The organism is Acetobacter musti (assembly GCF_011516835.1).
GTDB classification, from domain to species: Bacteria; Pseudomonadota; Alphaproteobacteria; order Acetobacterales; family Acetobacteraceae; genus Acetobacter; species Acetobacter musti.
The window spans coordinates 58,082-81,149 of sequence record NZ_WOTB01000003.1 but is presented as its reverse complement, the minus strand read 5'-3'; the positions used below and the strand labels follow the sequence as shown (position 1 = coordinate 81,149).

Genomic DNA, 23,068 nt, shown 5'->3' with positions numbered 1-23,068 from the left:
CCTCAGTTTTCTGGGAATTTCACGGACAGACCGGCAAAGTGCTGACTGGCCTCAGTAGTTATTTTTCCGGTGATTTCTCTGAGTGGCGCACCGATCGGCGGATAACTCTCGAAATATTCCAGCCCAGCAAGCATCCGCAGTTCACCAATATGCTCCGCTGCTTCACTGGAAACGACAAAGTTCGTCCTGAGATATGAAATCTGAGACAGAGCGCTCTGGAATTCTACCGAATACATCAGCGACAGTTCTATCTGCTCCGCCATGGCTTCCAGAAGAAGCTGACACTTTCCGGGCGTTCCGCCACAGACGGCGCCGCGGATCGCCAGATCGCTCACCCTGACGAAATCCCCGGCGTTCCGGCCGGTGCTGGTCATTTCATCGTCAGGGATCTGCAGATAAATCGCGGGTGTATCTGCCGGCGTAATCGGCCAGCTGCGCGCCGTGAAAACCCTGTCTTCCGCAATCGTGCTGTTCAGGAGGGCTTCGGCTGCCAGTTCACGAAGACGCGCACGATACAGAGCCATTTTCACGGTCCGCTTTATTGAGAATGAGTGAAGCGGCGCCGTGACTGTCGGGCCTAACCTCCTGAACACGATACGGTATGCCCCGGATTAGAAACCGATCGCCCTGAACGGGAAGAGACGGAAAATCGGCTATTCTGATTCCAAGGATCGGGTGGCTGCTCGACAGATGCACAGGTTCCATTCCGTCTTCGCCGCCGATCGCGTCATAGGCCTGAAAGCCTTCGTCAAAGATGCCGCGCACGGTTACGCCGGCAGGTGCGCGACGGTGATACCATGTGACATTTTCACCGAAGACATTCTGACAAGGGCCAAGCACCAGACCGCTCCAGTCAAACGGCCCGGCTGCGCCGGTCATGACGGAACGGCAGGACTACCCGCAGTTTTGGGAGGCGGTGTCATTGGCGGAGCAGGTGGTGGAGGGGCTGTTTTCGCACCATCCACTCCGGCCGCCACCACGGCAGGAGCGACTTCCGCGTCACCGGCGCGGCGCGCAATTCCCCGACTTTCCCAGAACGCAGCAACGCTCTCCGGAACAGTTAGATGCGAGCCGACAGGGCGCGGCGCAGTCGGAAACCCCGGGTCAACCTTATCGTAAATGAGACGTTTCGTGACGACGCGAACGGTTTTCTCTTCAGAATTTGCCATGATCACCTCAGAGTGCCGGAGCAGGGATGGCTGCGGCAGGCGCACACGCCGTCGCCGCAAATGACGCGTTGACCCGCGACGGGATAACGATCGGTGCTGACTGCATCATGAGATTGATGGCTGCAGGGTTTTTCGAGAACCAGAGTTTCGGCGCATAAGCCAGAGACTGGTAGCTGAACTCCGGATCGAAAATCAGACCGAAAGCCCGCGTGCCTTCAAGATCAGGCGACGTCATGATGACGGTTCCGTCCGGAATCATCGGCTCTTCGACATCCGTGCCCGGATCGACATACCAGTCATTGTAGAGCCACAGACGGTACTGTCCCCATCGGCCCATGTTGATCGCGCCCTGTCGCATGGCGCCACCCATATTGACCTGACTGTCCCCGGAACGCTCCATCCAGACCGCGTTCAGCACCTTGATGTCGTTCTTGAACGCATTCCATGTGCTGTTCGTGAAGATGATGTCTGTCGGGGCTGCGCCGGACTTTTGCAGCATCGTTGAAGCCCACGACGTCAGGTAGTCCGATGGATAGATTCCGGTCTGTCCCCACTGTGCCGTGCCGGACAGGGCGATTGTCAGCGCGGGATCGCGCTGGAAATCGACAAGAATTGGCTCAGGAAAACCCTCACCCGTGATGGTAACGGATCCGTTCACGAGAGCCTGCGCCGCCATCCACTCGAGGCGGCGATTGATCATATCGACCTGATCCGCCATTTCCCAGGCCAGATTGGCATCGAGGCGCTGCTGCGGCGACATTTCACCCATGAGGCGCTCGCCAATATTGCGGCGAACAGGCTTCAGGAGATCAGGGTTGCGAAAATCCTTGATATAGGCCGGCTTGAACAGATTGGTCTGCCAGCGCCGGCTTTCCACCGGCTTCCCTTCTACAAGGGGAGAGCAGAACGGTGCCATGCGCCGCTTACCGACATCGACGTCGATCGCGACTTCCGGAGCATCCGACTCAACCATGTTCGGGAAAAAGTTATCCAGCAGGAAGGTCTGTGCCAGCTTCAGGTTGCGGACGAAATAGACCAGCTCCGCTGTTGTATAAACGCTGAGTGCCGCCGCCAGCGTTCCGATTTCGCCCTGCATGGGCGTGGTTGTTCCTGACATGAGAGCCTCAGACGATGGTGTTGGAGAGAGCCGTCTTTACGTAGATCGGCGCGGGAGCTGCAGCAGTGAGCGTGGCAGCGGTCCAGCTCGCGTCGAAGGTGAGGTAGTTTGAGTTGAACTCACCCTGGCGATAGATCGACCCGGCGCCGGTCGTGCCGGCCGCTGTCGTAACCGCGTCAACCATCACCCCGGCAGGAACCTGGCTGCCATCAGTGGCGGTCGCGACACAGAGAATATAGGCACCGGTTGCCGTCACCTTTCCAACGACCGAACCCCGAAGGAGGGTCTGGCCGGCTCCGATCGTCACATCCTGTGTGACGAGCTTGAGATTGCCGGCGATCAGCTGGTCAGGGACAAACGTGGTCTGCTGCGCTGACGGATAGAAACCGTAGGAATTACTGCCCGACATTATTTTCCTCCTCGCCGTGCATTGGCCGAAGCCGCCAGTCGCGCTCCCGGAGTTGTCTCAGATGAGCCGCCATTGGCCGGGACGGCCTGCCGGCCTTCCGCAGCCATGCGATCCCGAAGTGCAGGCGCCCTTTTTTCAGCAGAAGCCTGCACCGGGGCTGCTCCCGGCATCGTGCTGAGCAGACGGACAGCCGCTGACCGGGTCAGCGTGGTGCCAAACGCGATTTCAGCCGCAGCCGCCGGATTGCGCGCCGCTGCCGCTGACCGGAAGATGGCAGCGCAGCGCCCGCGCTCACGCGCGCGCGCCGAAGCCTTGTCCTCGTCTTTTTCGTCTTCGGCATCGGTGTCGTCATCGCCGTCGTCGTCCGGAGCGCTGTCATCGGCCTTTTTGGCTTTTTTGCCCTTCTTGCCGGTTTTGTCGTCTTCCGGCTTGTCATCGTCCGGATCTTCCGCCGTCGTGGCGCCTTCATCCGGGTTCTCATCCTTTTCCGGCTCTTCGGCCCGGGGGCGGTTGAGATGCGCGAAAGGGCTCGCTGTCGCGTCACGCGAAGCGCTCATACTCATTCTCCGTTTCAGAAATTGTCAGTTAAGGGCGTCACGCAACGCGATAAGCGCCGCATCCGGGCTCATGACGGCATCGGCCAGACCGAGCTTCACGCCGTCGTCACCGAGGAAAGTCTCCGCTTTCATGTCGCGGATTTTCTGAGGATCGAGACCGCGATTGCGGGCCACCAGATCCACAAACATCTCGCCGAGACGATCAATCGTTTCCTGCGCCCGATCGCGGGCGCCGTCGGTCAGCGGTTCGACCTCCAGGAGTTCGGCCTTATGCTCGCCGTATCGGAACACGGTCACATTGATTCCCGCCTGATCCAGCATCCGACTGAAATCCGTATGCAGCATCAGCACGCCGATGGATCCGGTACCGCCAGTGCGCGGAACAGTGATCTTTTCGGCTGAACTGGCAATCGCATAGGCCGCCGAATAGGCCTCGTCCGCGAGAACCGCCGTTATCGGTTTGATGTTTCGCGCATCGAAAATCCGGTCAGCAAGGTCATAAAGTCCGGAAACCATGCCGCCCGGACTGTCGATGTAGAGCACAATGGCTTTCATCGACGCGTCGTTCAGCGCCTCTTCCAGACGAGCCTGCACATCTCCGTAGAACGTGACGTACGGATAACCCCAGCCGCCCTGACCGGCCAGCAGAAGACCTTTGATTCCGATGACGGCAATCCCGTCCTCTTTCCAGAGCGGCGCACCGGTCCAGAAACCGTCGGAATCATCGAAAAGAGCGGTGACTCCTGCCGTTTTCAGGGTGTGCTGCAGGACTGCCGTACGTGCGGCCGAAAGCGCCAGAGGCCGGTTCAGAACCGCATCTGCCTGAACCCTCCTCATTCTTCCTCCGGTTTGTCTTTTGTTTTTGATGCAGGTTCGCCGCCACTCCATTCCGGAAGCGGCAGTCCGCGCTCTTTAAACGCCCCGACTTCAATGGACCGCTGGTCGAGATGTTCTTCCCAGTCAGCGCCTTCATTGATTGCGCATTCGGCTTCCAGCGTGGACAGCCCGGCATCCATGCCAAGGATGGCTCCCTGTTTTTCCGCGACCGGATCAATCCAGCCGCGACCGGGCGCCAGCCACCGGCAACGGGCGTAGGCGTATTTAGCCTCCACGAAATCCGGTGCATCGCGGGGCAGGGGAAGGTCATCGACCTCCATCATTTCCTCAATGAGCGCTGTCCGGATCGGAGAAACGAAGCCGATCTGAAAATCCTCCCGGCGCCGTGTCAGTGTTTTCCATGATTCGAGGAGTGCTCCACGAGCCGACGAGTAGTTGACATCGGACCAGTCATTGCTGAGCTGGAAAGAGGCCATACCGGCGCCCGTCGCCACGTTGTTCAGAACCGCCTTTTCAAAATCATGGAAGTTACTGGTCGGGCGTGCCGCACTGACCGTGCTGACCTTTTCTCCGGGAAAGAGCATCGGGATCCGGGATCCCTGAATGCTCAGGTTCCTGCCATGGTTCCATTCGAGCTGCTGTCCCCATCGTGCCCCGAACATGTTCTGGTTCGGCATGCCGGGATCAAGAGCTTCCGCCGTCATCTGATGATCGAACGGGCTTTCGATGTAGGCTGCAAAAACCGAGTTGATGATCGCGGCATCGAGCTCGCTTCCGTCATATTTGATCAGCATTTTCAGGCGCTGGACAACCGGAGTGAGCATGCCTGCGCCACCCCGGTGCTGGGCCGCTCGGTGATGCTCGAACATATGCACCACCTGCCGGCGTCCCCAGCTGGTTTCGCGCGGGATGCGCTCCCACTCGACGCTCTGTGCCGCGTTATACCAGTCAGCCTGATGCGCTTTTCGGATGAAGTAAGCCTGAGGGACGCCCCGGTCATTGATCTCGACGCCACCGCGGACGAACCGCAGATCCATCATCATGTTCGGGTTGCTCAGCCTGTCCGGATCGATGATCTGAACAGTCGTCGCATAACGTGCCCGGCCGTAGCCGACCGATGCTTCATCCCATGGCAGAATGGCCAGGGCGTCCCCGTCGATCAGAAGATGCCTGAATGCCAGGTGCATCTGCTGGCCGAAGCTCAGCATGCGTTCGGCGTCGTTCCAGTTATCCGGACAGTTCGCCCAGAGCCGCCACCGTGCATCGAGCGCGGCGCCGAATTCACGAGCCCAGTGCGCGTCGAATGCTTTGTTGCCGCTCAGTTCCGCCAGTGCCCGGTAATCAGGCTTTGCGACGGGACGCAGATTGACGCCGACCGCGTTATCGAGCGTCCGGGTGATCGCTCCTGATGCCCAGCCGTCATTACGGACCAGGTCACGGACCCGGCTGACGATCTGATCGCGATACGGGTTGATCTCCGTATCGGCCGAATAAAGGAACGGCTGCCAGGCGGCGAGATGCTGACCCCAGTTGTCGGCCGCATCAAATGGCACCTGGAACGGCGCATTAAGGGCATGAGCCCGACGCGGATCCGGAGGAGCCGGTGCGATACGGTCAGCCCGGTGCCGGGCGTTCTCTCCCCGGAGAGCGCCGGCAATACGGGTAAGGAGTCCTGCCATCAGAAAATGGGCCGGAGAGCACGGCGCCGACCAATACCGAGCTGTCTCTGCAGCTGCATGATCAGAGCCGTCAGCCCGGCGATACTTGCCTGCGTGTAAGTGACCGAGCGGCTGCCGTCTCCCTGCGCATAGGACACGCTTACCGGTTTTCCGCCCGTCTGGAGCTGGATCAGGGCAGACTGAGCGCTCGCCAGCGCCGCCCGAAGCTGATCGGGTGTCATTCCCGCGAGAATGCTGGTGTCGGGGTTGTATAGCCTCTCCACCGGAAAGAACGGGATTGTCATCGTAGTCCTCTCCTTCGGAATGCCTTGATGATTTCTTCCTGCACGATGCGGTCCTGCCGCCGCGCGATGGTCTGCTCGACAATGGTCTCGACGGGCAGCACAGCACGGTAGGAGGGCGCCCGCGGCACAAACTTCAGGATCTGAGCCACCTTGCCGGGTGCGAGCAGCCTGTAGACCCCGGTCGGGCGTCCGTTTCCACGTTCGCGACCGACGAAGTATTCACTTTTCCGGCCTTTCGCGACCTTGCCCTGCCGGGCAAGGCGCCGGGCCGTCCTGTCGCCCATATTGGCGGATGGATCCGCCATCAGACCGAGACGACTGAGGATCTGGATCAGGACGCCACGGCTTATGTTGCCATACTGGTCCAGCGGCGCATCGGCTCCCGGCACGACATACTGACCACCCGAGACCGGTCTGAGCGCCCTCTCGAAGCGTTTCATGTCGCGCTGGCCACCGCGGATCTGGGGACCCAGATATTTGATGGCCGGCGTTCCCTTCGGTGCATAATCGCGCGTTGCGACCCATGCCTCCAGGTTGTTCGATCGTGCCGGCCGCGTGAAGAAGCCCCGCAGCGTGAAAGGCGTCGGATCCTCGAATATCTCCCGCATGCGGTCAGTGACCTGCAGCCGGGCACCTGTGGCCAGCCGGTTGAGCGCTGAAGCTGCCGCTTTCGGGATCTCTTTCTCTGACAGGGCGCTCAGATCCCGCATCAGCCTCCTGGCATCGAAGCTGACTTTAAGATCCAGAGCCACGCGAATTCCTTCAGTTTGAGCCGTATTTTCTCGCCATCTCCGCCATGCTCATGCCCTGTGACTTCACCGGCTTCACGATGGACGGGCTGTCTTTCGTTTCAGCTGTCCGGGGCACGTCTGTGTCGGTCTGGATGGGTTTCACCAGCACGTTCTGATCCCAGTCAGCCGCCCATGCCGGGGGACTGTCCCAGTTGATCCGGCGAAGACCGTGCAGCGTTGCCATGACGTCCGTCATGACGAGCAGATCGAGCACCTCATTTCGGGACGAGGCCGTGAGTTTCTCCCATCGGCCGCCTGCGTTGCGTCTTTCGGAGACGATCTGCTCGAAGAACGGGTGAGGGGGCTCCTGCGCCCTGAGCGCGTAAGGGAAGTGAACAAACCACGGCCCCGGTGCTGCGCGCTGCAGCTCGGTCTCAGCATCATCCTTGAAGCTGTTTGGGTTGAAGGCACCAAGAGGGATTTCTCCCCGCGCTGCCGCATTCCGATCCTTGCGCTGGGTATTCGGATACGAAACTGCCAGCTTCGGGGCGTTGAAACTGGACGCTCCCTTGAGCGGCAGGATCGTCCAGGCTTCCCTGCCTTCGATCTGTCCGATCATCCGCGCCCGCATGGCCCGCCTGGAGCGCCTCCATGCCCCATAGGCCTGAAGGGTAACGCCTTCAGAGCCGCCTGAGTCATAGCCGATCGCCAGAACCCGCATCCCCCGGCGACTGCCGTCAGCGAGCGGATAGAGCGTTTCAGTCAGCTCCGTCAGCAGGGCATCCCAGTCTGCGGGGCTGGTAGCTGGATCAGCGGCCACGCGGCGATGTTCGATGATCCAGCTTTCGCCTTCTTTGCCCCATCCCCGCGTCAGAAACTCAAAGCGGTTCGCCTGGACGTCGACGCCAACTGTCAGGAAACGAACACCTTCGGGCACGTAACCGAGCTTCAACCCCGGTTCAGCGCGATCGGCGAGAGTCGTCGCATCGAGCGAGCCGGCGCGCCGAGGAGACTGATACGGAAAACCAAGTCGTTTGATGGTGACTTCCCGGAGATCCTTGTCGTCCCCGGTGACACCGCAATCCCGCTCAGCCTTCGCGAACTCACGGGCGAGCGTCCCAAGACCACCCGTGACAAAGGGAGACATGAGGCCCGTAATCCAGAAGCCGGCGATATCACTCCGAAGCATCTCTCCGGAGACATCTCCCTCCACAGTGATCTCCTGGCCGGCGCCGACCCAGATGCCGTCCAGGTTCATGGTCCGGCGCCAGCGGTCCTCAATCAGAGAGCCGCAGCATGGGCAGAGCAGCGCGGCCGCGTCCCTGATCTCATCCAGCGGCGCATTATCAGGCCAGTGCAGCGTCATCTGGCGCGCTGTCCCAGGCGTCGGGCTGGAGAAGCCATTGCAGTGCGGGCAGGGCCACCACCATGTCCGGCGGTCGCTGTCCGCGTAGATTTTCATGATGCCATCGGTCCAGAGCGACGGGTCCGCTCCCTGCGCGCGGTCAGGGTGGCTCTCCACGTAGACCATGCTTTCCATGCCAAAGCTGTCCCGCCGCATGGAGAAGAGCTTGTAGGCGTCACCCAGATCCTTCGGGAAGGCGTCGAGCTCGGTCGCGATGATCCGCGGCGCCGACTTTGAAATCATGTTCGAATAGGTGGCAGACAGGAACTCGACCCACATCCCCCTGAAGCGTTTGAACTTCATGGACCTGTCTTTTGGCAGCGTGCCCAGCCGCTCTTTCATTGCCGGATGACTGTCGATCATCGGCTCGATTTCGCGCTTCACGTAGCTTTCGAGCGCGCCTTCGGTTTGGGCGTAAACCAGCATGTCCGCCGGGTCGATCTCGACCGCCTGCCCGAGCCAGTTCTGCCCGCACGCTGTCTTGCCGGACCGCGCAGGCCCGACTACGGCGGTCGTCAGGTGCGTCCGGCTGGTGAGAGCCTCCATCGGCCCGGTCAGATAGGGAGCCTCTTCATGCGACCATCGGCCGACATAACCCCCGCCCCGGTTGTCCAGGAACCGATAGCGCTCAGCCCACTCGGCCACGTCCATTTTCTCGGCGGGCAGATAGGCCTGAAGTGCGTTCCGGACGATCTGACGAGGATCCGCGAACTGGACGTCGCCAGGCATAAGATCGTCATGTGAGGTTAAGCTGTCGCTCATCGGCGTCCGCGTCCGTATCGAGGAGGGCCAGCGCATCCCGCACTGACTGGCGCTGCATGTCTGCGAACCGCGTCTCCACAGCTCTCAGCTGGGCATCGGACCAGCGTTCCTGCTGGCCGAGACGCCGGATGAAACTCATGCTGTCCCGGCTGAGCCGGGCGAACGCCGCGCCGAACATCTGCTCGACCTGCTCCGCAACCACCAGCAGTCCCGATCGCTCGGCTTCTTTCCGCTTCAGGTCGCGAAGCTTCCAGAGATCGATCTCTTCCTTGGGCGACATCCTGCGACCGCTGTCAGCCAGGGGTGCCGGCGCCGGAAACAGATCCGCGAAGCTGAGCTGAAGCGCCATCAGCTGCTCATCGCGGCCAGCCTTTTGCTGGGCTTCCTCATCCCGTCGCTCGGAGAGGAACGCGAAGACCGCCTCGACATCGAACCGGTAGCTGGATCCGTTGGTGCCGCGCTGTGCGACCGGGAATTCCGGCCAGCGCTCCATCCAGGCGGTCAGCGTGGGAAGCGACACCTTCAGGCGCCGGGCGAGCTCACGCTTGTTGAGCATCGGCGCGATGTCAGGACCGCGGGCAGTCGCAGCAGTGTCGGACGACAACAACAACAACAGAAACCCTTGTTTTATTTGCTCAAAAAGTTCGTCTTACCGGGGCGCGAACTACCCCCGGATGGCGACCCCTCCAGGAAGGACCCACAAAGATGCATTGATTGCCCGGAGGCGATGCGCTGAACGCATAGCTCACGAGGCAGGGGAGGGGGCGTGACGCGTCACATTGTCGCCTCCCGCAAAGTCTGAACCCGTCAGGGAGACGGTCCCGATCGTCCAATGAAAAAGCGGCGACACCCTCATGGATGCACGCCGCCTCATCATGACATTGCAGATACTGCAATCTGGATAGTCTGGATAGGGGAAAATTACATCGGGCCGATTTTTTTCGCGATGACCTCGCAGGCCCGTCTGTGCCACGCCTGCGCCGTCTGGTGATGCACTCCGAGCAGACGCCCGAGCTTCCGCCATTCCCAGCGATGTTTTCCCGACAGCGGGTTCACGATCAGACGTCTGTTCACCACGTCGCGCTGACGTCTGTCGTTCAGCAGGCTGACCCAGCCGAGCGCGATATCCATTCGTGCGATCGCGTCCGCAGTCGGAGGCGGCAGAAACTCATCGCTGTCACGAAGCCAGCCGAGATCATCGGGGTCGTTTACGATGTCGGGCCAGTTGATCCGAACGCCAGCCGGCCGAAGGTCCTTCATCCGCAGCGTCGCCAGCGTCATGCCAGCCTCTTCGAGCCATTCCTCAACCTGGTCGACAGCCGGACGATCCGGGCTGAACTCAGTTGCCTTCCGCTTCCTGAAGGTCAGACCTGAAACGTCGACGTAGTCGTCGGGCAGCAGCGGGGAAGAGACGTTTGCCGCCGCTGATGTGCTGCCGGCTGAAAGGTGCCCTTTGGTGCCCATTATGGTGCCCTTTATTCTCTATATATATCAGTTAGTTAGTAAGAAAGGTTACTAAGGGCACCAAGGGCACCTATATTTTCGTGCTAATCGGCAAGAAGCACGAAGATGGCGAAAACATATATACGAGCGAGAAAACAGGTGCCCAAAGGCATTTGGGTGCCCTTTAGAATATATCAGCAAGTTTAGGTAACCACGCAGGTGCCCTATGGGTGCCGTTACAGCTTCTGGTAACCTTTAGCCGTCATCTGACAGCCCGATTTCACAACACCGTATCCGGATGCAGCCCTTATGACTGCGCCCGTCCATCTTGATGACGAGCGGTCTTCCATTCCGATCTTTGCCAGCCTGACGGAAACTTTCCATTCTCATCAGCTCATAGACGAATTTCTGTCCGGCATAGGGCGTGTCTTTGAACAGGTCGGAAAGCATCGCATTTCGTGGCCAGATCCATAACCCGTCACCTTCACTCCCGCGCGGAGGCGCCATGCCGCTTCGTGGCAAAGGCTCATCCCGCCTGACTACCCTGATACCATACATTGCCAGAACGCTCTCGACGTTCTTTCGTGAATAGTTCAGATCGGCGCGCTGAGTATCATCCTCGTCGTCAAAATCGACGTCGCCGTCCGGCTTCAGCATCCGGCTGATCAGAGCCGACATCGAACGCCGGTCAGTTGACCGCTGCATCTGGACCGTCTGCGACAACCAGTGATCCACCATCTGCTGGGTTCCACTGACAGCCTGAGTTTCCTCCTCATTGCGAATATATCCGGCAACACCGAGAACGGCATTGTCCGCCTCCTGCTCTGTTGGCACATGATCACTGGTCAGCGTCCACCAGCCCGCCAGCAGTGAGCCCATCTGGTCCATTTCGCGCGGCTGACAACCGGACCTGCCAACGGCGGCGCGGAGGACAATACGGGCCTCACGATAACGCTCCCATCCGGCCAGTGTGCGTCCCCACAGCGCTGGACCATGTTCAGATGCCCATTCCGCGAGATCCCGATGTTCAGTCGTATGATCCGAACCGGTTGAGGCAGCCTTCATCTCGACAATGGTGAAGCGACCGAAATGCTGCGCCTCCATATCCGGCGGCCGGATCGACGCCATGATGATGCTGCCGGAGACCGAGATCTTACGCGCTACCCCGTCGACGCCACCGCGAGCACCGTTCGTGCCCTCACCGCTGGTCGCGGACAGGACGAGATCGAGGAGTGCCCTTGCCATCCGCTGATCGATACGATCCGAGGCCTCGTCGATAAGCATTGGGATTGCGCGACCATCCACGGTCTGCTCGATGCCGGCCTTTGAGGCGTCATTCGTCGAGAATTTAAGCGGGATGGCATTCGCCAGAATCTTGAGCAGCGATGACTTCCCGCTGCCGGCAGGACCTGTGAGAAACCCGGCGGGACGCCAGGGGATCGCCGCACCGTAATAGGCACAGGCGAGCATCCCCATGATGATGATGCTGCTGCCCGGAATGCGGAAATTAAACAGCTCATCAATCTGTTTCTGCAAAAGGCGCGGAATTTCACGATCACAGGGCTTACCCGGTCGCGGCTGAGCCGGCGCAGCTGCCCAGATCTGATCGCCGATCCGTGTCCCCGGCCGCTCCAGGCGAGACCCGATAAGCACACGATCACCGCAATGGACGACAGGCATTCCGTCGGGAGCGGGCCATATACCAGGGCGGCGGATCTTAATGTGATCGCCATACAGACCAGCATGGAAGCATTCACGCTGCAGAAATTCAGCGCTGCGGTTGATATTGAAGTCAACGACAACTTCTTTCGTAATCTCATCACCGCCGGCGTCCTTTTCTTTGACCTTGGCTGTCTTCGGGAATTTCTCTTTGAGCCAGTGAACCGACCCGCCGAATAACGACAGCAGATCAGGCCGGCGCGTCATCTGAGAGGCGCGCAGCACTCTCAGCTGGCCCACGCGATCGAGAAAATAAAAGCTGCCATCGAGATGACCGACGACAGCGACAGGGCAGGGCTGTTCTTCCTGTGGCGCTTCAGGCGGCCCGCCGCCATCGCCTTTGCCGCCATCGATGACCTGGAAACAACGGTCAGCCGTATCGATCGAGTTTCTGATCGATGTCAGGCTGTCACTGGATGGCATCGTTGAAATCCTTACCTTTCGGCGGCATGGCCAGACGCACCTCGCGGCCAGCGGCCAGATGCGTGTCTATGGCCTTGCGCAGACCATTCCTGGCCGCCGGATGTTCATCACGGTCCGCCAGGATCAGCACCTTGCGCGCTGAATCCGGCAGACGAACTGTTCCGAGGTTGCCGAGCGAGATCGCGGCGAGGATCCGCAGCTCAGGGCATGCCAGAGCAACGGACAGACACGTCTCAATTCCTTCCCCGATGGCAACGGTCTCGGCCGGAGAAACTTTCTTCAGAGGCTGGCCGGTTTCGCCTCTCCGCAGACGGATGCAGGAGCCCGCGAACGGACCAAGAACCTTTTTGGGCAGCTCCAGCTTCGCCTTTGACCATTGTCCACCATGCTGGCCGAGCCACGTCTGGTGCAGCGCGACAATGCGCCCGTCCAGATTCGTGATGGCAGCCAGCATGGCGGGCAATGATGTGCCGGTCTCCGCGCAGTAATGTTCCGCACCAAACCGCAGGGCATGGGGAGGATGATCAAGCCGTCTCAGATCAATGCCACGGCCGCGCAGATAAAAATCGACGGGAGTGTCGAGAATATTCTCCTGAGCTGCGAGCCACTGTTCACGCGCACGGCCACGTCGTTTCCGGGCAAGCTCATCGGATTGCTGCTTCGCTTCTTCCGCTTTTTGTCTGATTTCGACCCGGCGCTCCTCGACTTTCTCATTCGTCAGCCCGAGCCAGTTGCAGGCCCATTTGTATGCTGCCTTCGTGTCGCCAGCCGTGACACACGCGGCCACGAGATCCAGAGCGTCTCCGCTCTCATCACCTGCGAAGTTTTTCCACACACCCGCCTTTGGTCCGTACAGATGGACCGAGACACGCGTGCCTGGCTCACCGGCGAGGCTTCCGGCGGCCCATTCGGCGCCCGATTTCTTCCCTCCCGGCAGCAGCTCGCGCGCCAGCGTTTCCATGGACTGGGCGAGCATGACCGAAACTTCGGACGCAGACAGCTTTACGGTCATGCCGCTTTATCCATAATCGGCAGCCAGCCGCCTTGATAATGCGGCCCGATGTGCCCCTTTTCCCAGACAAACCACGCATACTGCTTGTTCCCGCCTTTGCCTTTCATGATGACGCCGCCAGGCGGCATATCAATGCGCTGAGACGCGGCCCATAGCCGGGCTATCGGATATCGCTGATACCAGCCAGACCGCACTATCCCCTCCAGAAACCGGATCGGGAGGATCAGGCAGACTCTTTCCGCACCTGCTTCCATTCCCAACGCGACAATCTCTTCCCAGCATGAATAGGGAGGATTCGTAATAATCGTTTCCGGACGCCAGAACGGTATAAGTCGACGGAAATCACCCAGCATCCGCCTGTTTGGGGATTCACCACGATTGATCAGGTCTGAACCAAAAGCGCGAATGCCCTCCCGCTGGAGCGTGTCAGGAATGTTCCCGAGACCACAGCAAGGATCCATGACTACGTTTGTGAATGGCCTCTCGACAGCCAACAGCGCACGAACCGAAAACGCAGGCTCACGATAAAATTCATGCTTCACACGCTCATAGGAAGAAACTTTCGCAGTCCGGCTCATGACACGCGTGATCCGGCTTTTTTGTCAGTCAGCGAAACGAACCGGCTGACCGGCGCCCGAAATCCGAGCCTTGCCAATACAGGGGTCACGCCGCGACGGGCATTCACGATATTGCTCAGATGCTTATCGCCAATCCCGAAATGCGGCGCCGCCGCGCGCTGGCTTCCGCACTCGCGAATAAAAGTATTCAGTTTTTCGTAAACCGCCGTAAGCGGAGCGAGCACTGTCGGATCCGCGGTGACAGGATAACGGAGCACTTCCCTGAGGCCCAGCGCCGCCGCGACACCTTCGTCGACAACAGTCGCGTCCTGCGTGTCATAAACGCGCCTGACATCCAGTCCATGCTTTCTGGCGAAGCCTGTTGCACCACCGGCTTCACGAATGGCCGTGTTCAGCCTTCTGAAAAAGACCGTGGGCAGAATGAGATCACCCGACATACCAGAAACCCACCGGCGCTTTCATGGCGCTCGTCGAAATAAGCGTCATACCGCCTGAGGTTCTGACCTGCCCGGTCATGTCCGGCCTGATCCGCGAACTGGCGATCAGCGCGCCAACATCGAGTTCCCGGCGCCGGATGCTGTAAGGCTTCCTGCGCACTTTCTCGCCAAACTGGCGCTCCGTCTGGGATTCAACCAAAACGTACCTCCAGGCCGGCGCCGACAGGAAGGGCACGCACGCGTTGTCTGGGCGGAGCTGTTCGTTGCTCTGACGGCGCCATCGATCGTAGCTGATAGACCCGGCGTTCAGAGATCCCGAGGCGCCCCGCTATTCCTGAAACGGTCACCCCTGAGCGGGACAGAAACTGAACAGTCGCGGCAATGCGCTGCGATTTTGTCATCGTCAGATTATCCTTCCGGTGAATTGTCTGATGTGTGCAGCCATCGGTCGACGCGGCGCTCAATCCGCTCCAGCCGTGCAATCCGACGCCGGATCACAATGACTTCGCGGGACATCCATGCCTGAGCAATCACCACGCGGCAGCGCACGACGGTTATAATCAGGACGCCGGCGGCAGCGCTTGCGATGAAGAAAATGCAGCTTTCTTTCATCCGGCACGCCGCCCCAGATCCTCGCCCAGTTGCGCGATGTCCGCCGCGATCTGCGCCTGTCTCGCCCGCAGCGATGCCAGCCTACGGTCGCGAACCTGACTGAATTCATCCGCGCTGACATGGCGCAGCTCGCCGTGCCATGCGGCACGGACCCGCCGCTCTGTCAGTCCGAAGAACCGCGCGACCTCAGAAAAAGCCCGTTTGAGGCCGGATGCGCGACGCGCCGAGACCTCTTCCCGGATCATCTCTCTGAACTGATCGCTGGCGGTGCTACCGGACATGCTGCCGTCCGCTCTGGGTGAAACACCCACGCTCCTGGGTAAAATACCCACGTTCCTGGACGAAATACCCAACATCCTGGATGCCCTCTCTGTCATTGTTACCGGCGTGGACGGGAACAACTGGCAGGAGGAAGTCTGAGAACGACGAACTGGACGATATCTGGGCGCTGCGTGAGAGGCGCCGCCCGGCAGCCGGAGCATTGCTGCTCCGGCCGCTTCGGCCCACCATGGGGTTACCACACCAAACCATGGAGGATTCTGTGACAGCCACAGATCGTGAACTGCTCGAAACACGCATCGAGGTGCTCGAGTTTCGTATCAGACTGCTGTCAAAGATGGTCGCAACCCTGATCGCTGACGGATCACATGATGCGCGAATGCAGGCAGAAATGTTCATGAGCGAGGTAGCCACTCAGACTGACCGACAGATGACCCCGCTTCTGGCGAAGGTCGACTATGAGCATCTTCTCGGACCGCTTCATGATGATCTGGACACGGCAGTTGCGCGTCATCGGCGATAGGAAAAGCATGAACGGCTATGTGGTCGCCCGGCCTGACGATGATCCGCTTCTCTTGCGTGACGGCCCCATTCAGACGGACGCGTCCTTCGAAGATCACCTGCTCGGCGTTCGCGGTTGTGATTATATATGGAGAGTCTCCGAGAACCTCGCAGAGCGGGCCGGCACGCTCCGCATTCCAGACGGCGACGACCCTGTTTTCTGCACGTTCCCGCGCAGTACGCTCACGGCTGGCGGCACGCTCTGCTTCACGCCGGGCGAATTCCCGATGCTCCCATTCTTTCATTTCGGAACGGACGGTAGCTGCCCGCTGTTCGGGAGACAGGTCGTCGCATCTGGGCGAGCGCGCCGCATCAAGGAACTTCCACAAGATGAGACCAATGGCTTTGCGGATGGCGGTCATGGCCGGGGGGTCCCGACAATCCTCCAGAGTCGCCATCCCTCGGCGAACGATATCCATGAACATTTAGTCATCGATCATGGCTGCGGCACTGTCTGGGAGTTGGGGCGCGCAAACAGGTCGGGACGCAGTTCTTCGCGAGGGATGCCCGTTGCAGCCTCCAACTTAATGATGTGCTTGTCTGGGATTTTCTCCCACTTGAGCACCGTCGTGTGAGATCGAAGCCCGAGGACGCGCGAAACACGTGTCGGACCTCCAGCTCTGTCGATTATTGCTCGCGTGTTCATGTCGCTAATGTCGCTTAAAGCGACGCAATTAGTCAAGCGAGAAAAATCGCCATAAGCGACACATTAAAATCATCTTTCTGCCAGGCTGGTTCGATGACAGAGACTCTTGGTCAGCGCCTGCGAAAGCTTCGACGCGGCCGTAAACTCACGCTGGTTGAGGTCGGGGCAGCGATTGATAAGTCGCGGTCATTTATTAATGAGCTTGAGATTGGAAAAAAACAGGGGACGCATAAGACGTTGGCTGATCTAGCGTCATTCTATGGTGTTACCTTGGACTATCTTCAGAATGGGGCTTCTCCGGAGGCGTTCCCTCTCGCACGCATCGAAATGCATGGTGAGCCGCCATATTCGCGCGAGGAGAAAGCAATCGTCGGGCTCTGGCGTTCCCTTGATCTCGCGAAGCGAGATGCCTGGCTCGCTCTTCTTGAGCAGTCTATCCCCAGCACTCCTGAAATTGATTAACTCCCCCATCTCGCTCTCCACCTCAATATGGAGATTCTATACCACAAATGAGAACAAACGTTCTTCTTTAATCTCCGGATGGAGGTTATGCGGGGATTTTGATTGCATCGATATCGGGACAGAAGGTCATACCGTTAGGCTCACGTGGGAGTTGTAATGTCTCTTATGTGCAGATTCTGGTTGCACCTGAACCGCGACTAGAACTTAATAATTACCTGTTGTTTCTGGAAACGTAACGCATTCTCTGTTTGTGTCCATTAATGGCAATAAAAATGGCAATCACACTTAGAATGCCGAATATAATAATTCCAGATATCAGAAGGACCCCCAACATTGCCTTCTATCCTATCGTGGTCTGTTGCCACGGCTAGTAAAATCTATGCCATAGGTCAGATAGCTACTTTCTTGTCGGCTGCTGTAACGGCAATTTGCGTGCTAGCTATGTGGCAGGCTGGCACGATACTTTCGGCCGACTCGGATGCTCGGATTGCTCAAGCTAATGCCAGCGCTGAAAATTCCAAAAATGAGGCAGCAAAAGCCAATTTAAGAACAGAACAGATTAAAGCAAGTGTATCTTGGAGGAGCCTCACGAAGGAGCAATTCGAGGCTATAAAATCAATGTCGTCATCGTTCATCGGGCGCATTTGGATCGTATGCGGTGGCTCGGACCCCGAGTGCCAGTACTACGGAGACGGGTTTTTGCGCGCCTTTAGGGCCGGCGGCGCCGATGCTAACTTCATGTTTGGAATGCAGCCAAATCCTGATCAAGGAGTTATAATTCATACACCCGATACCCAAAAGAATATTCAAATAACCGAGTTAATGCGATCATCTGGAATTACATCTTTTATTTTGAATCCCAGCGAACCATTTGAAGGTATTACTGGCCGCTATATTGGAAGCAATCCACCTAACCCAACTTCAGACAGTTTTGTCATAATTCCATCCAAAAAACCCCCTACTTTTGAATAAGCATCCGGATTGCTCAGTTCATATTAACCGGATAATCGCCCAACTAAGACCCCCGCTCAGGCGGGGCTCTCTTTTAACAGCATCTGGACGCTCACTCGGCATCCGACTTCCGAACAATTAGTGCCTTCAGCAGGAGCACGGGGATATCTCCCGTTTGCATGCCGACCAACCTACGGCAAACAGCGTCACCATAATTGGAGTGACTGTCTCAGACGGGTCTGTCGAGTTCCAGAGATCCCGATCGCCGGCTAATGGCCTTCACTTGGCCAATGCTCTCACATGCCGAATCTTAGTTCCGTGGCGGGATTGTTTGGTCATGACGTTCTCATCTTGAAAGCGTGATCAAAGCAAGATGCGGCGCTCGGGCGACATAAAGAGTGCGAAAAATTTATCGCTATATGTCGCCTTAAGCGACTTTTATATTGACATCGTCAGTCGCTTTAAGCGACATTTTGTCCCATCAACACCTGGCCACACGCTGGCAGAGGAGATGGGATGAGCGCACAGGCAGAGAAAACGATTAGCGGCTGGGAGATCAGATCCAGAGCCCAGAAGATCTCCGACCTATGCGGAGAATTCAGTGAAGTGTTGGCGGCCAGTCCGGAGGTCACGGATCGCACGAAGGAAGCCATCTCTTTTATTTTGATCAATATTCTGAAAAATGCCGATGCAATAAGTAATGGAGTGAGGGAACCACGGGAAGTTGTTTCAGGTTCCGAAAGTAACTTCATGGGCCGTAAGGTCATCCAGATTTGTTCAGTCCCTGTGGAAAATGGACGAGGAAGTCTGGTGTCATTATGTCGTGACGGCACACTCTGGCTTAGTCACCTTGATGGTGACTGCTGGACATTTATTGAGCCTCCTGCGGTTGATACTAGTCTTTTCCGGCAGCGGAGGACCACGCCATGCGCGTGATGACCGACGACCTGCACACCGGACCCCAGGCATCAGCTCCTCTGTCTTCTGGCGTCATTGCAGAGACGACGTGCGTCTTAAAATCGTCATTGCGCCGCGCCCAGTCTCTCGCCCGCCTGCAGCGCGTCATCGCTGACATTCTGGTCAACGGTCGCTACGGAGCGGCAGCTCAGCTGGAGCTGAATAAGGCCTACGTCGCTGCTGATCAGGCCATAGAAGCCGAGCGGGCAGAGATCTTCTCCATGGCTCAGTCAAAGTCGAGGGGGCAGCAATGCGCTCTGCAGTCCTGATCGCAATGATTACGCTTGTCTGTGCCACTCTCTGGCTCTGTGCTGAAGCTGTTCCATATCTGGAGCAGGGCAGGGGGCTGGCATGAATTCGATGCCGATTGCGAAGAACCTCCCAGAACTGTCTCACCTGATCAGTCATCATTCCGGAACGATTACCGGCACGGTGACCCAGACGATCGCGTCCTGGCTTCTTCAAAGAAATCAGGAAAACCGGCCGCTGAACGAAAAAGCTGTCGCCAGATTTTCGGAAATCCTGAAATCGGGCCGATGGCAGAATACTGGCGAACCTGTGATCGTCAGTCGTGAAGGAATGCTGAATGACGGACAGCATAGGCTGACGGCCATTCTGCGAACCAACATAGCAGCGGAGCTTGATGTTCGCTTTGGCGTCCCGCGGGCTGCCTTTCAGGTGACCGGGACGGGAGCAGAGCGGACCCGGGGTCAGATCCTGTCGATCGCCGGAATTACGAATGCAAACAAGTCTGCAGCGGTGGCCCGTGTGGTGCTGATGTATGACCGGCGGATCATGGCCAATAATGGCTTTAAGCCGGATCCCGATATCCTTCTTGAGCTGCTCCGCGGAGAACCGCATATCTCTGAGGTCATAAGGATCTGCGAGTCAACGCGCTTTAACCCGAGGCGATCTGCTGCGATCGTCGGAATTCTTGCTGTTGCAGCGCGACATGCGTCTCTCTGCGACATTCAGAAATTCGCAGACATCAGCGCAGGAGCCGCGTGCCCCTCAGACTCAAATCCGGCCCACAGGCTTTATATCCATATACGTGACGCCGCTCTTTCTCGTGTCCGGATTAAGCAGGTGGAGCTTTCAGCTCTGACCGCTATCTCCTGGAATTCTTTTGTCAATAAACAGGAAATATCGCGAATAAGGCTCGATGAGAATGCCATGACAAGTCAGGGCTTCCCATGCGTTCAGCGGGGAGATCGGGGAGGGGCGGTATGAGCAAAACCGCCGTTGCAGTCCGCCCCGAAACTGTCCCGCTTTATCCGAACCGGGACGAGCACCTTCTCGGGCTTATTTCGCAGTTTCTCAGTATGGCGGACGCTTTTGACGAAGCCGCCGCACACTATCGAAGCGAGGGGTTTATTGCGCCTGCAGATGCCTGGGCAGCGATTGCTGCCGGCTTTCACGACCAGGCAGAAAACCTTCGTAAATCACTATGCCACCGGCATCAGGATTCTTAAATCATGAGCGACACACGAAGCAAATTCACGCCGGGCCTCACTCTTGTTGAAAAGAGAGACCGTGAGGTCTGCGTTTATGACCCGGCAAAGGCCAGTAAGTTGTTTTCCTATCCGGTCATTGCGCACGAAATACGTGTCTACACGTGGCACGGTCACCCGGTCGAGCATGTGGTCCGGCTCGAGAACGGCGTCGAGCTGAAATGCCCTCCCTGCTGGGTCAGCGCGATACCGGAAGATGCAGACGGAGTTGCCATCGGCGGCCATCTTCTCAGTGAGAATATCTGACGATTATATCGTGGAGGATTGAAGATGCCGCGATATCATCTCTCTCTGAAGCCAACGGATTCCGGATCATACGCCGCCGTTCTGATGGACATGCTTTATGGCTGGCCAATCAGGTTTGATCGCTGCTCAAAGGCGCGGATCGATGGAAAGTCGGAGATCTCCGGCGATAGTACCGGCGGTCTGCCGAACTGGAGACTCACTGTCAGTCCAGTCGGGAGCGGTCTCTTTCAGGCTGTCGCTGAGGAAGATCGTGAGTGGCGCATCTTTTTCCCGGAATGCGAGCTGCAGCAGGAAAACGGTGAGAGCCTTCTGGAAGGATGGGCCGAGGACGCGGAGCCGATCGAGACACGGGAAGGCATCGCAGCATGAACAACCTATTCTGGCTCACTTTGACCGTGATCGCATGTCTCCGCATCGCAGGATGGTTTGCAGCGAGATTCCCGGTCTCAGACAATAATGATGATGAATGGTGGATATGGTGAAAATGCGCGAACCGACACCGGAGATGATCGAGGCTGGCCTTCGGGCCTATTCTCGAACCTCACTTGAGGATCTGGCAGATGTCGCAATAACCAATACGCTCAAAGCAGCACTCGCAGCCGCACCCTCACCGTGGCGGCCCGTCTGCGAAGCCCCCGACGATATGCACAATGCCCTGCTGGTCGAGGATGACGGGGAGCCATTTGTCGGAACCAGAGTGTCGGGAGGCTGGTGGAACTATTCCGGGTGTTCTGCCGACCCCACACACTTCATGGAAATCCCCGCTGCGCCAGAACCAGATAGGCCGTCATGACAGAAGAAGCTTTATCCGCTCCTTTCTGGCCCCGGTATCTGAGCCGCCAGGAGGCCGCTCGCTATCTCGGCGTCAGCGCGTCTGTGTTCTCACAGGAAGTAGGGCAGGGATGGTGGCCGATGCCGCGATTACGGGGTGGGAAGGGGGGAAAGTTGACGTGGGACAGGCTTCTGCTCGACCGTTACGCCGATCAGCACTCCGGCATAGGTGTGGGGGAACCGGCGGCCACCGGTTCCCCCGTTCCTGCGGAAGTGCTGGTCATGCCAACTCTTTCGGAGAGAATGAATGCCACCCTCCCGCAGAACCGGTCTGAACGTCGTTACTAAGAAACGACCGGATGGAACCACGCTCAGATACTTTTACGAACGCTCGACAGGTCGATTTCTCGGTCACGACCGGGAAGGCGCCGAACGATACGTGAGAGGAGACGCCGCCGATTGCGAAGCGGGCATCGTGCCCGGATCGATTGGCTGGCTGATTGTCGACTATCTCAGAGATGCAGAGGCATTTGGCACCCTCGCACTCAGGACACGCAGGCTCTATCGAGGATACCTTGACCGCATGCGTGAAGACTGGGGCGACATCCCGCCACAGGCTGTCACCCGGGACGAAGTGAAACAGATCCGTCAGAGACTGGCCGCCACCCCCAGAAAAGCCAACCAGGTTCTGTCCCTCCTTCAGATTCTTCTGGCGAGAGCCAAGGAGAAAGGTCTGGTTAGCGAGAACGTTGCGGAAAACTTTGGTCGTTACCCCACCCGCAAAAGAACGGAGATCTGGACCTTCGATATGGAGGATCAGTTTGTTGCGCGTGCCCGTCCGACGCTGCAGCTCGCTTACCTGCTTCTGCTCTATACGATTCAGAGACCCAGCGACATGCTGCAGATGGAAGCGGGCGCCATATCCGAGCGTGATGGACGCATGTTTATTGCCCTTCGACAGGACAAAACCGGCGCGCTGATAGACGTTCCGGTACATCAGCGACTGGCGCCTTACATCCGGGCGAGACTGGCGGAGATCGACACGGCGCGATCCGCCGAGGAATATCTGATCGCGGGACGCATCGGCCGACGGACCGCAGATCTTCTCGTTCCGAGCCCGCGCGGAAAAATCTGGAGCCTGAGAAACTTTAGCCGGGCATGGGATGCCGTGATGCACAGGCTGGCGCTTTCTCATGCGCGCACACTGTTTCGATCCGGCATGACAAAGGGGGAGGTTCTGGACGAGCTGAAAGGGATGCATCGCCAGCGCCGCGATCTGCGCCGGACTGGTATTGTCAGGCTGGCGGAAGCCGGGGCCACGACTCCTCAGATTGCAGCGATCAGTGGACACAGCATCGATTACTGTCAGCGCATTATCGACACGTATCTGCCGCGACGAACCGAGGTTGCAGTCTCCGGAATGGAAGCATGGGAACGCCATCAGACCCGTGAAGTCTCGAAGATAGTTTCCATTGCTGCCTCTCGCGGACGTCTGATGTGAACAGAACGA

The 23,068-nt window shown here is 58.4% G+C and carries 35 protein-coding genes; 14 read left to right on the top strand and 21 right to left on the bottom strand.

The annotated features are described in order from the left end of the window. Positions 1 to 2: 2 nt before the first annotated feature. The 21 genes from GOB93_RS03280 to GOB93_RS03185 all read right to left on the bottom strand — a co-directional run bounded on the left by GOB93_RS03280 (position 3) and on the right by GOB93_RS03185 (position 15,455). The gene (locus GOB93_RS03280; protein ID WP_173582103.1) at positions 3 to 524 is read right to left on the bottom strand and encodes a hypothetical protein; all 522 of its coding nucleotides are present in this window, start codon (positions 522 to 524) and stop codon (positions 3 to 5) included. Beyond that, positions 496 to 879 (bottom strand): head-tail joining protein, encoded by a 384-nt coding sequence (locus tag GOB93_RS03275; protein ID WP_173582102.1) that lies wholly within the window; start codon positions 877 to 879, stop codon positions 496 to 498. The genes GOB93_RS03280 and GOB93_RS03275 overlap by 29 nt, the downstream gene beginning before the upstream one ends. After that, on the bottom strand, positions 876 to 1,169 hold the full coding sequence (locus tag GOB93_RS03270; protein WP_173582101.1) for a hypothetical protein: 294 nt from the start codon (positions 1,167 to 1,169) through the stop codon (positions 876 to 878). The genes GOB93_RS03275 and GOB93_RS03270 overlap by 4 nt, the downstream gene beginning before the upstream one ends. A gap of 7 nt (positions 1,170 to 1,176) precedes the next feature. After that, complete coding sequence (locus GOB93_RS03265) at positions 1,177 to 2,286, bottom strand: major capsid protein (protein WP_242010505.1); 1,110 nt, start codon at positions 2,284 to 2,286, stop codon at positions 1,177 to 1,179. A 7-nt stretch (positions 2,287 to 2,293) separates the two neighbouring features. Then, complete coding sequence (locus tag GOB93_RS03260; RefSeq protein WP_173582100.1) at positions 2,294 to 2,695, bottom strand: head decoration protein; 402 nt, start codon at positions 2,693 to 2,695, stop codon at positions 2,294 to 2,296. Beyond that, positions 2,695 to 3,252 carry a hypothetical protein gene (locus GOB93_RS03255; RefSeq protein WP_173582099.1) on the bottom strand — a complete coding sequence of 186 codons (558 nt, stop codon included), beginning with the start codon at positions 3,250 to 3,252 and terminating at the stop codon, positions 2,695 to 2,697. The genes GOB93_RS03260 and GOB93_RS03255 overlap by 1 nt, the downstream gene beginning before the upstream one ends. Positions 3,253 to 3,276: 24 nt before the next feature. After that, positions 3,277 to 4,089, bottom strand: a complete 813-nt coding sequence (locus GOB93_RS03250; RefSeq protein WP_173582098.1) for a S49 family peptidase — start codon at positions 4,087 to 4,089, stop codon at positions 3,277 to 3,279. After that, positions 4,086 to 5,768, bottom strand: a complete 1,683-nt coding sequence (locus tag GOB93_RS03245) for a phage portal protein (protein ID WP_173582097.1) — start codon at positions 5,766 to 5,768, stop codon at positions 4,086 to 4,088. Before GOB93_RS03245 ends, GOB93_RS03250 begins: the two co-directional genes overlap by 4 nt. Further along, a complete protein-coding gene (gene gpW / locus GOB93_RS03240; protein WP_173582096.1) occupies positions 5,768 to 6,052 on the bottom strand; it encodes a gpW family head-tail joining protein in 285 nt (94 codons plus the stop codon). The genes GOB93_RS03245 and gpW overlap by 1 nt, the downstream gene beginning before the upstream one ends. Then, a complete protein-coding gene (locus GOB93_RS03235) occupies positions 6,049 to 6,804 on the bottom strand; it encodes a hypothetical protein (RefSeq protein WP_173582095.1) in 756 nt (251 codons plus the stop codon). Before GOB93_RS03235 ends, gpW begins: the two co-directional genes overlap by 4 nt. A gap of 10 nt (positions 6,805 to 6,814) precedes the next feature. Next, complete coding sequence (locus GOB93_RS03230; protein ID WP_173582094.1) at positions 6,815 to 8,950, bottom strand: terminase gpA endonuclease subunit; 2,136 nt, start codon at positions 8,948 to 8,950, stop codon at positions 6,815 to 6,817. Continuing rightward, the gene (locus tag GOB93_RS03225) at positions 8,925 to 9,506 is read right to left on the bottom strand and encodes a DNA packaging protein (protein WP_173582093.1); all 582 of its coding nucleotides are present in this window, start codon (positions 9,504 to 9,506) and stop codon (positions 8,925 to 8,927) included. Before GOB93_RS03225 ends, GOB93_RS03230 begins: the two co-directional genes overlap by 26 nt. A gap of 365 nt (positions 9,507 to 9,871) precedes the next feature. After that, positions 9,872 to 10,414 carry a DUF6362 family protein gene (locus tag GOB93_RS03220; protein WP_173582092.1) on the bottom strand — a complete coding sequence of 181 codons (543 nt, stop codon included), beginning with the start codon at positions 10,412 to 10,414 and terminating at the stop codon, positions 9,872 to 9,874. Between the two features lie 234 nt (positions 10,415 to 10,648). After that, on the bottom strand, positions 10,649 to 12,535 hold the full coding sequence (locus tag GOB93_RS03215; RefSeq protein WP_173582091.1) for an FtsE family protein: 1,887 nt from the start codon (positions 12,533 to 12,535) through the stop codon (positions 10,649 to 10,651). Then, positions 12,522 to 13,547 (bottom strand): DUF7146 domain-containing protein, encoded by a 1,026-nt coding sequence (locus tag GOB93_RS03210; protein ID WP_173582090.1) that lies wholly within the window; start codon positions 13,545 to 13,547, stop codon positions 12,522 to 12,524. Before GOB93_RS03210 ends, GOB93_RS03215 begins: the two co-directional genes overlap by 14 nt. Continuing rightward, on the bottom strand, positions 13,544 to 14,125 hold the full coding sequence (locus GOB93_RS03205) for a TRM11 family methyltransferase (protein WP_173582089.1): 582 nt from the start codon (positions 14,123 to 14,125) through the stop codon (positions 13,544 to 13,546). Before GOB93_RS03205 ends, GOB93_RS03210 begins: the two co-directional genes overlap by 4 nt. Beyond that, positions 14,122 to 14,562 (bottom strand): hypothetical protein, encoded by a 441-nt coding sequence (locus GOB93_RS03200; RefSeq protein ID WP_173582088.1) that lies wholly within the window; start codon positions 14,560 to 14,562, stop codon positions 14,122 to 14,124. The genes GOB93_RS03205 and GOB93_RS03200 overlap by 4 nt, the downstream gene beginning before the upstream one ends. Beyond that, positions 14,552 to 14,761 carry a hypothetical protein gene (locus GOB93_RS03195; protein WP_173582087.1) on the bottom strand — a complete coding sequence of 70 codons (210 nt, stop codon included), beginning with the start codon at positions 14,759 to 14,761 and terminating at the stop codon, positions 14,552 to 14,554. The genes GOB93_RS03200 and GOB93_RS03195 overlap by 11 nt, the downstream gene beginning before the upstream one ends. Next, on the bottom strand, positions 14,754 to 14,963 hold the full coding sequence (locus GOB93_RS22185) for a helix-turn-helix domain-containing protein (RefSeq protein ID WP_408742338.1): 210 nt from the start codon (positions 14,961 to 14,963) through the stop codon (positions 14,754 to 14,756). The genes GOB93_RS03195 and GOB93_RS22185 overlap by 8 nt, the downstream gene beginning before the upstream one ends. A 7-nt stretch (positions 14,964 to 14,970) precedes the next feature. Then, positions 14,971 to 15,174, bottom strand: coding sequence for a hypothetical protein (locus GOB93_RS03190; protein ID WP_173582086.1), 204 nt, complete (start codon positions 15,172 to 15,174; stop codon positions 14,971 to 14,973). Then, positions 15,171 to 15,455, bottom strand: a complete 285-nt coding sequence (locus tag GOB93_RS03185; RefSeq protein WP_173582085.1) for a hypothetical protein — start codon at positions 15,453 to 15,455, stop codon at positions 15,171 to 15,173. The genes GOB93_RS03190 and GOB93_RS03185 overlap by 4 nt, the downstream gene beginning before the upstream one ends. Between GOB93_RS03185 and GOB93_RS03180 the strand changes: the two genes are divergently transcribed. The 14 genes from GOB93_RS03180 (at position 15,454) to GOB93_RS03115 (ending at position 23,059) form a co-directional block, all read left to right on the top strand. Continuing rightward, positions 15,454 to 15,594: a hypothetical protein gene (locus GOB93_RS03180; protein WP_173582084.1), complete on the top strand. Its 141-nt coding sequence runs from the start codon at positions 15,454 to 15,456 to the stop codon at positions 15,592 to 15,594. The two genes, GOB93_RS03185 and GOB93_RS03180, sit on opposite strands and share 2 nt — an antisense overlap. 121 nt (positions 15,595 to 15,715) lie before the next feature. After that, a complete protein-coding gene (locus GOB93_RS03175; protein ID WP_173582083.1) occupies positions 15,716 to 15,976 on the top strand; it encodes a hypothetical protein in 261 nt (86 codons plus the stop codon). Next, positions 15,912 to 16,589: a hypothetical protein gene (locus GOB93_RS21370; protein ID WP_242010504.1), complete on the top strand. Its 678-nt coding sequence runs from the start codon at positions 15,912 to 15,914 to the stop codon at positions 16,587 to 16,589. The genes GOB93_RS03175 and GOB93_RS21370 overlap by 65 nt, the downstream gene beginning before the upstream one ends. A gap of 164 nt (positions 16,590 to 16,753) precedes the next feature. Beyond that, positions 16,754 to 17,122 carry a helix-turn-helix domain-containing protein gene (locus tag GOB93_RS21925; protein WP_173582081.1) on the top strand — a complete coding sequence of 123 codons (369 nt, stop codon included), beginning with the start codon at positions 16,754 to 16,756 and terminating at the stop codon, positions 17,120 to 17,122. 405 nt (positions 17,123 to 17,527) lie between these two features. Continuing rightward, entirely contained in the window at positions 17,528 to 18,094 is a 567-nt protein-coding gene (locus tag GOB93_RS03160) for a hypothetical protein (RefSeq protein ID WP_173582080.1), read from the top strand. 495 nt (positions 18,095 to 18,589) lie between these two features. Next, positions 18,590 to 19,009 (top strand): ATP-binding protein, encoded by a 420-nt coding sequence (locus tag GOB93_RS03155; protein ID WP_173582079.1) that lies wholly within the window; start codon positions 18,590 to 18,592, stop codon positions 19,007 to 19,009. Further along, positions 19,000 to 19,299: a hypothetical protein gene (locus tag GOB93_RS03150; protein ID WP_173582078.1), complete on the top strand. Its 300-nt coding sequence runs from the start codon at positions 19,000 to 19,002 to the stop codon at positions 19,297 to 19,299. Before GOB93_RS03155 ends, GOB93_RS03150 begins: the two co-directional genes overlap by 10 nt. A gap of 82 nt (positions 19,300 to 19,381) precedes the next feature. Next, a complete protein-coding gene (locus GOB93_RS03145) occupies positions 19,382 to 20,260 on the top strand; it encodes a hypothetical protein (RefSeq protein WP_173582077.1) in 879 nt (292 codons plus the stop codon). Continuing rightward, positions 20,257 to 20,502 carry a hypothetical protein gene (locus GOB93_RS03140; protein ID WP_173582076.1) on the top strand — a complete coding sequence of 82 codons (246 nt, stop codon included), beginning with the start codon at positions 20,257 to 20,259 and terminating at the stop codon, positions 20,500 to 20,502. The genes GOB93_RS03145 and GOB93_RS03140 overlap by 4 nt, the downstream gene beginning before the upstream one ends. A 3-nt stretch (positions 20,503 to 20,505) precedes the next feature. After that, positions 20,506 to 20,787, top strand: a complete 282-nt coding sequence (locus GOB93_RS03135) for a hypothetical protein (protein ID WP_173582075.1) — start codon at positions 20,506 to 20,508, stop codon at positions 20,785 to 20,787. Between the two features lie 24 nt (positions 20,788 to 20,811). Then, the gene (locus tag GOB93_RS03130; RefSeq protein WP_173582074.1) at positions 20,812 to 21,156 is read left to right on the top strand and encodes a hypothetical protein; all 345 of its coding nucleotides are present in this window, start codon (positions 20,812 to 20,814) and stop codon (positions 21,154 to 21,156) included. A 115-nt stretch (positions 21,157 to 21,271) separates the two neighbouring features. Then, positions 21,272 to 21,580, top strand: coding sequence for a hypothetical protein (locus GOB93_RS03125; protein WP_173582073.1), 309 nt, complete (start codon positions 21,272 to 21,274; stop codon positions 21,578 to 21,580). Continuing rightward, positions 21,577 to 21,906 carry a DNA-binding protein gene (locus GOB93_RS03120; RefSeq protein ID WP_173582072.1) on the top strand — a complete coding sequence of 110 codons (330 nt, stop codon included), beginning with the start codon at positions 21,577 to 21,579 and terminating at the stop codon, positions 21,904 to 21,906. Before GOB93_RS03125 ends, GOB93_RS03120 begins: the two co-directional genes overlap by 4 nt. Next, complete coding sequence (locus GOB93_RS03115; RefSeq protein WP_173582071.1) at positions 21,866 to 23,059, top strand: tyrosine-type recombinase/integrase; 1,194 nt, start codon at positions 21,866 to 21,868, stop codon at positions 23,057 to 23,059. The genes GOB93_RS03120 and GOB93_RS03115 overlap by 41 nt, the downstream gene beginning before the upstream one ends. Positions 23,060 to 23,068: the final 9 nt, after the last annotated feature.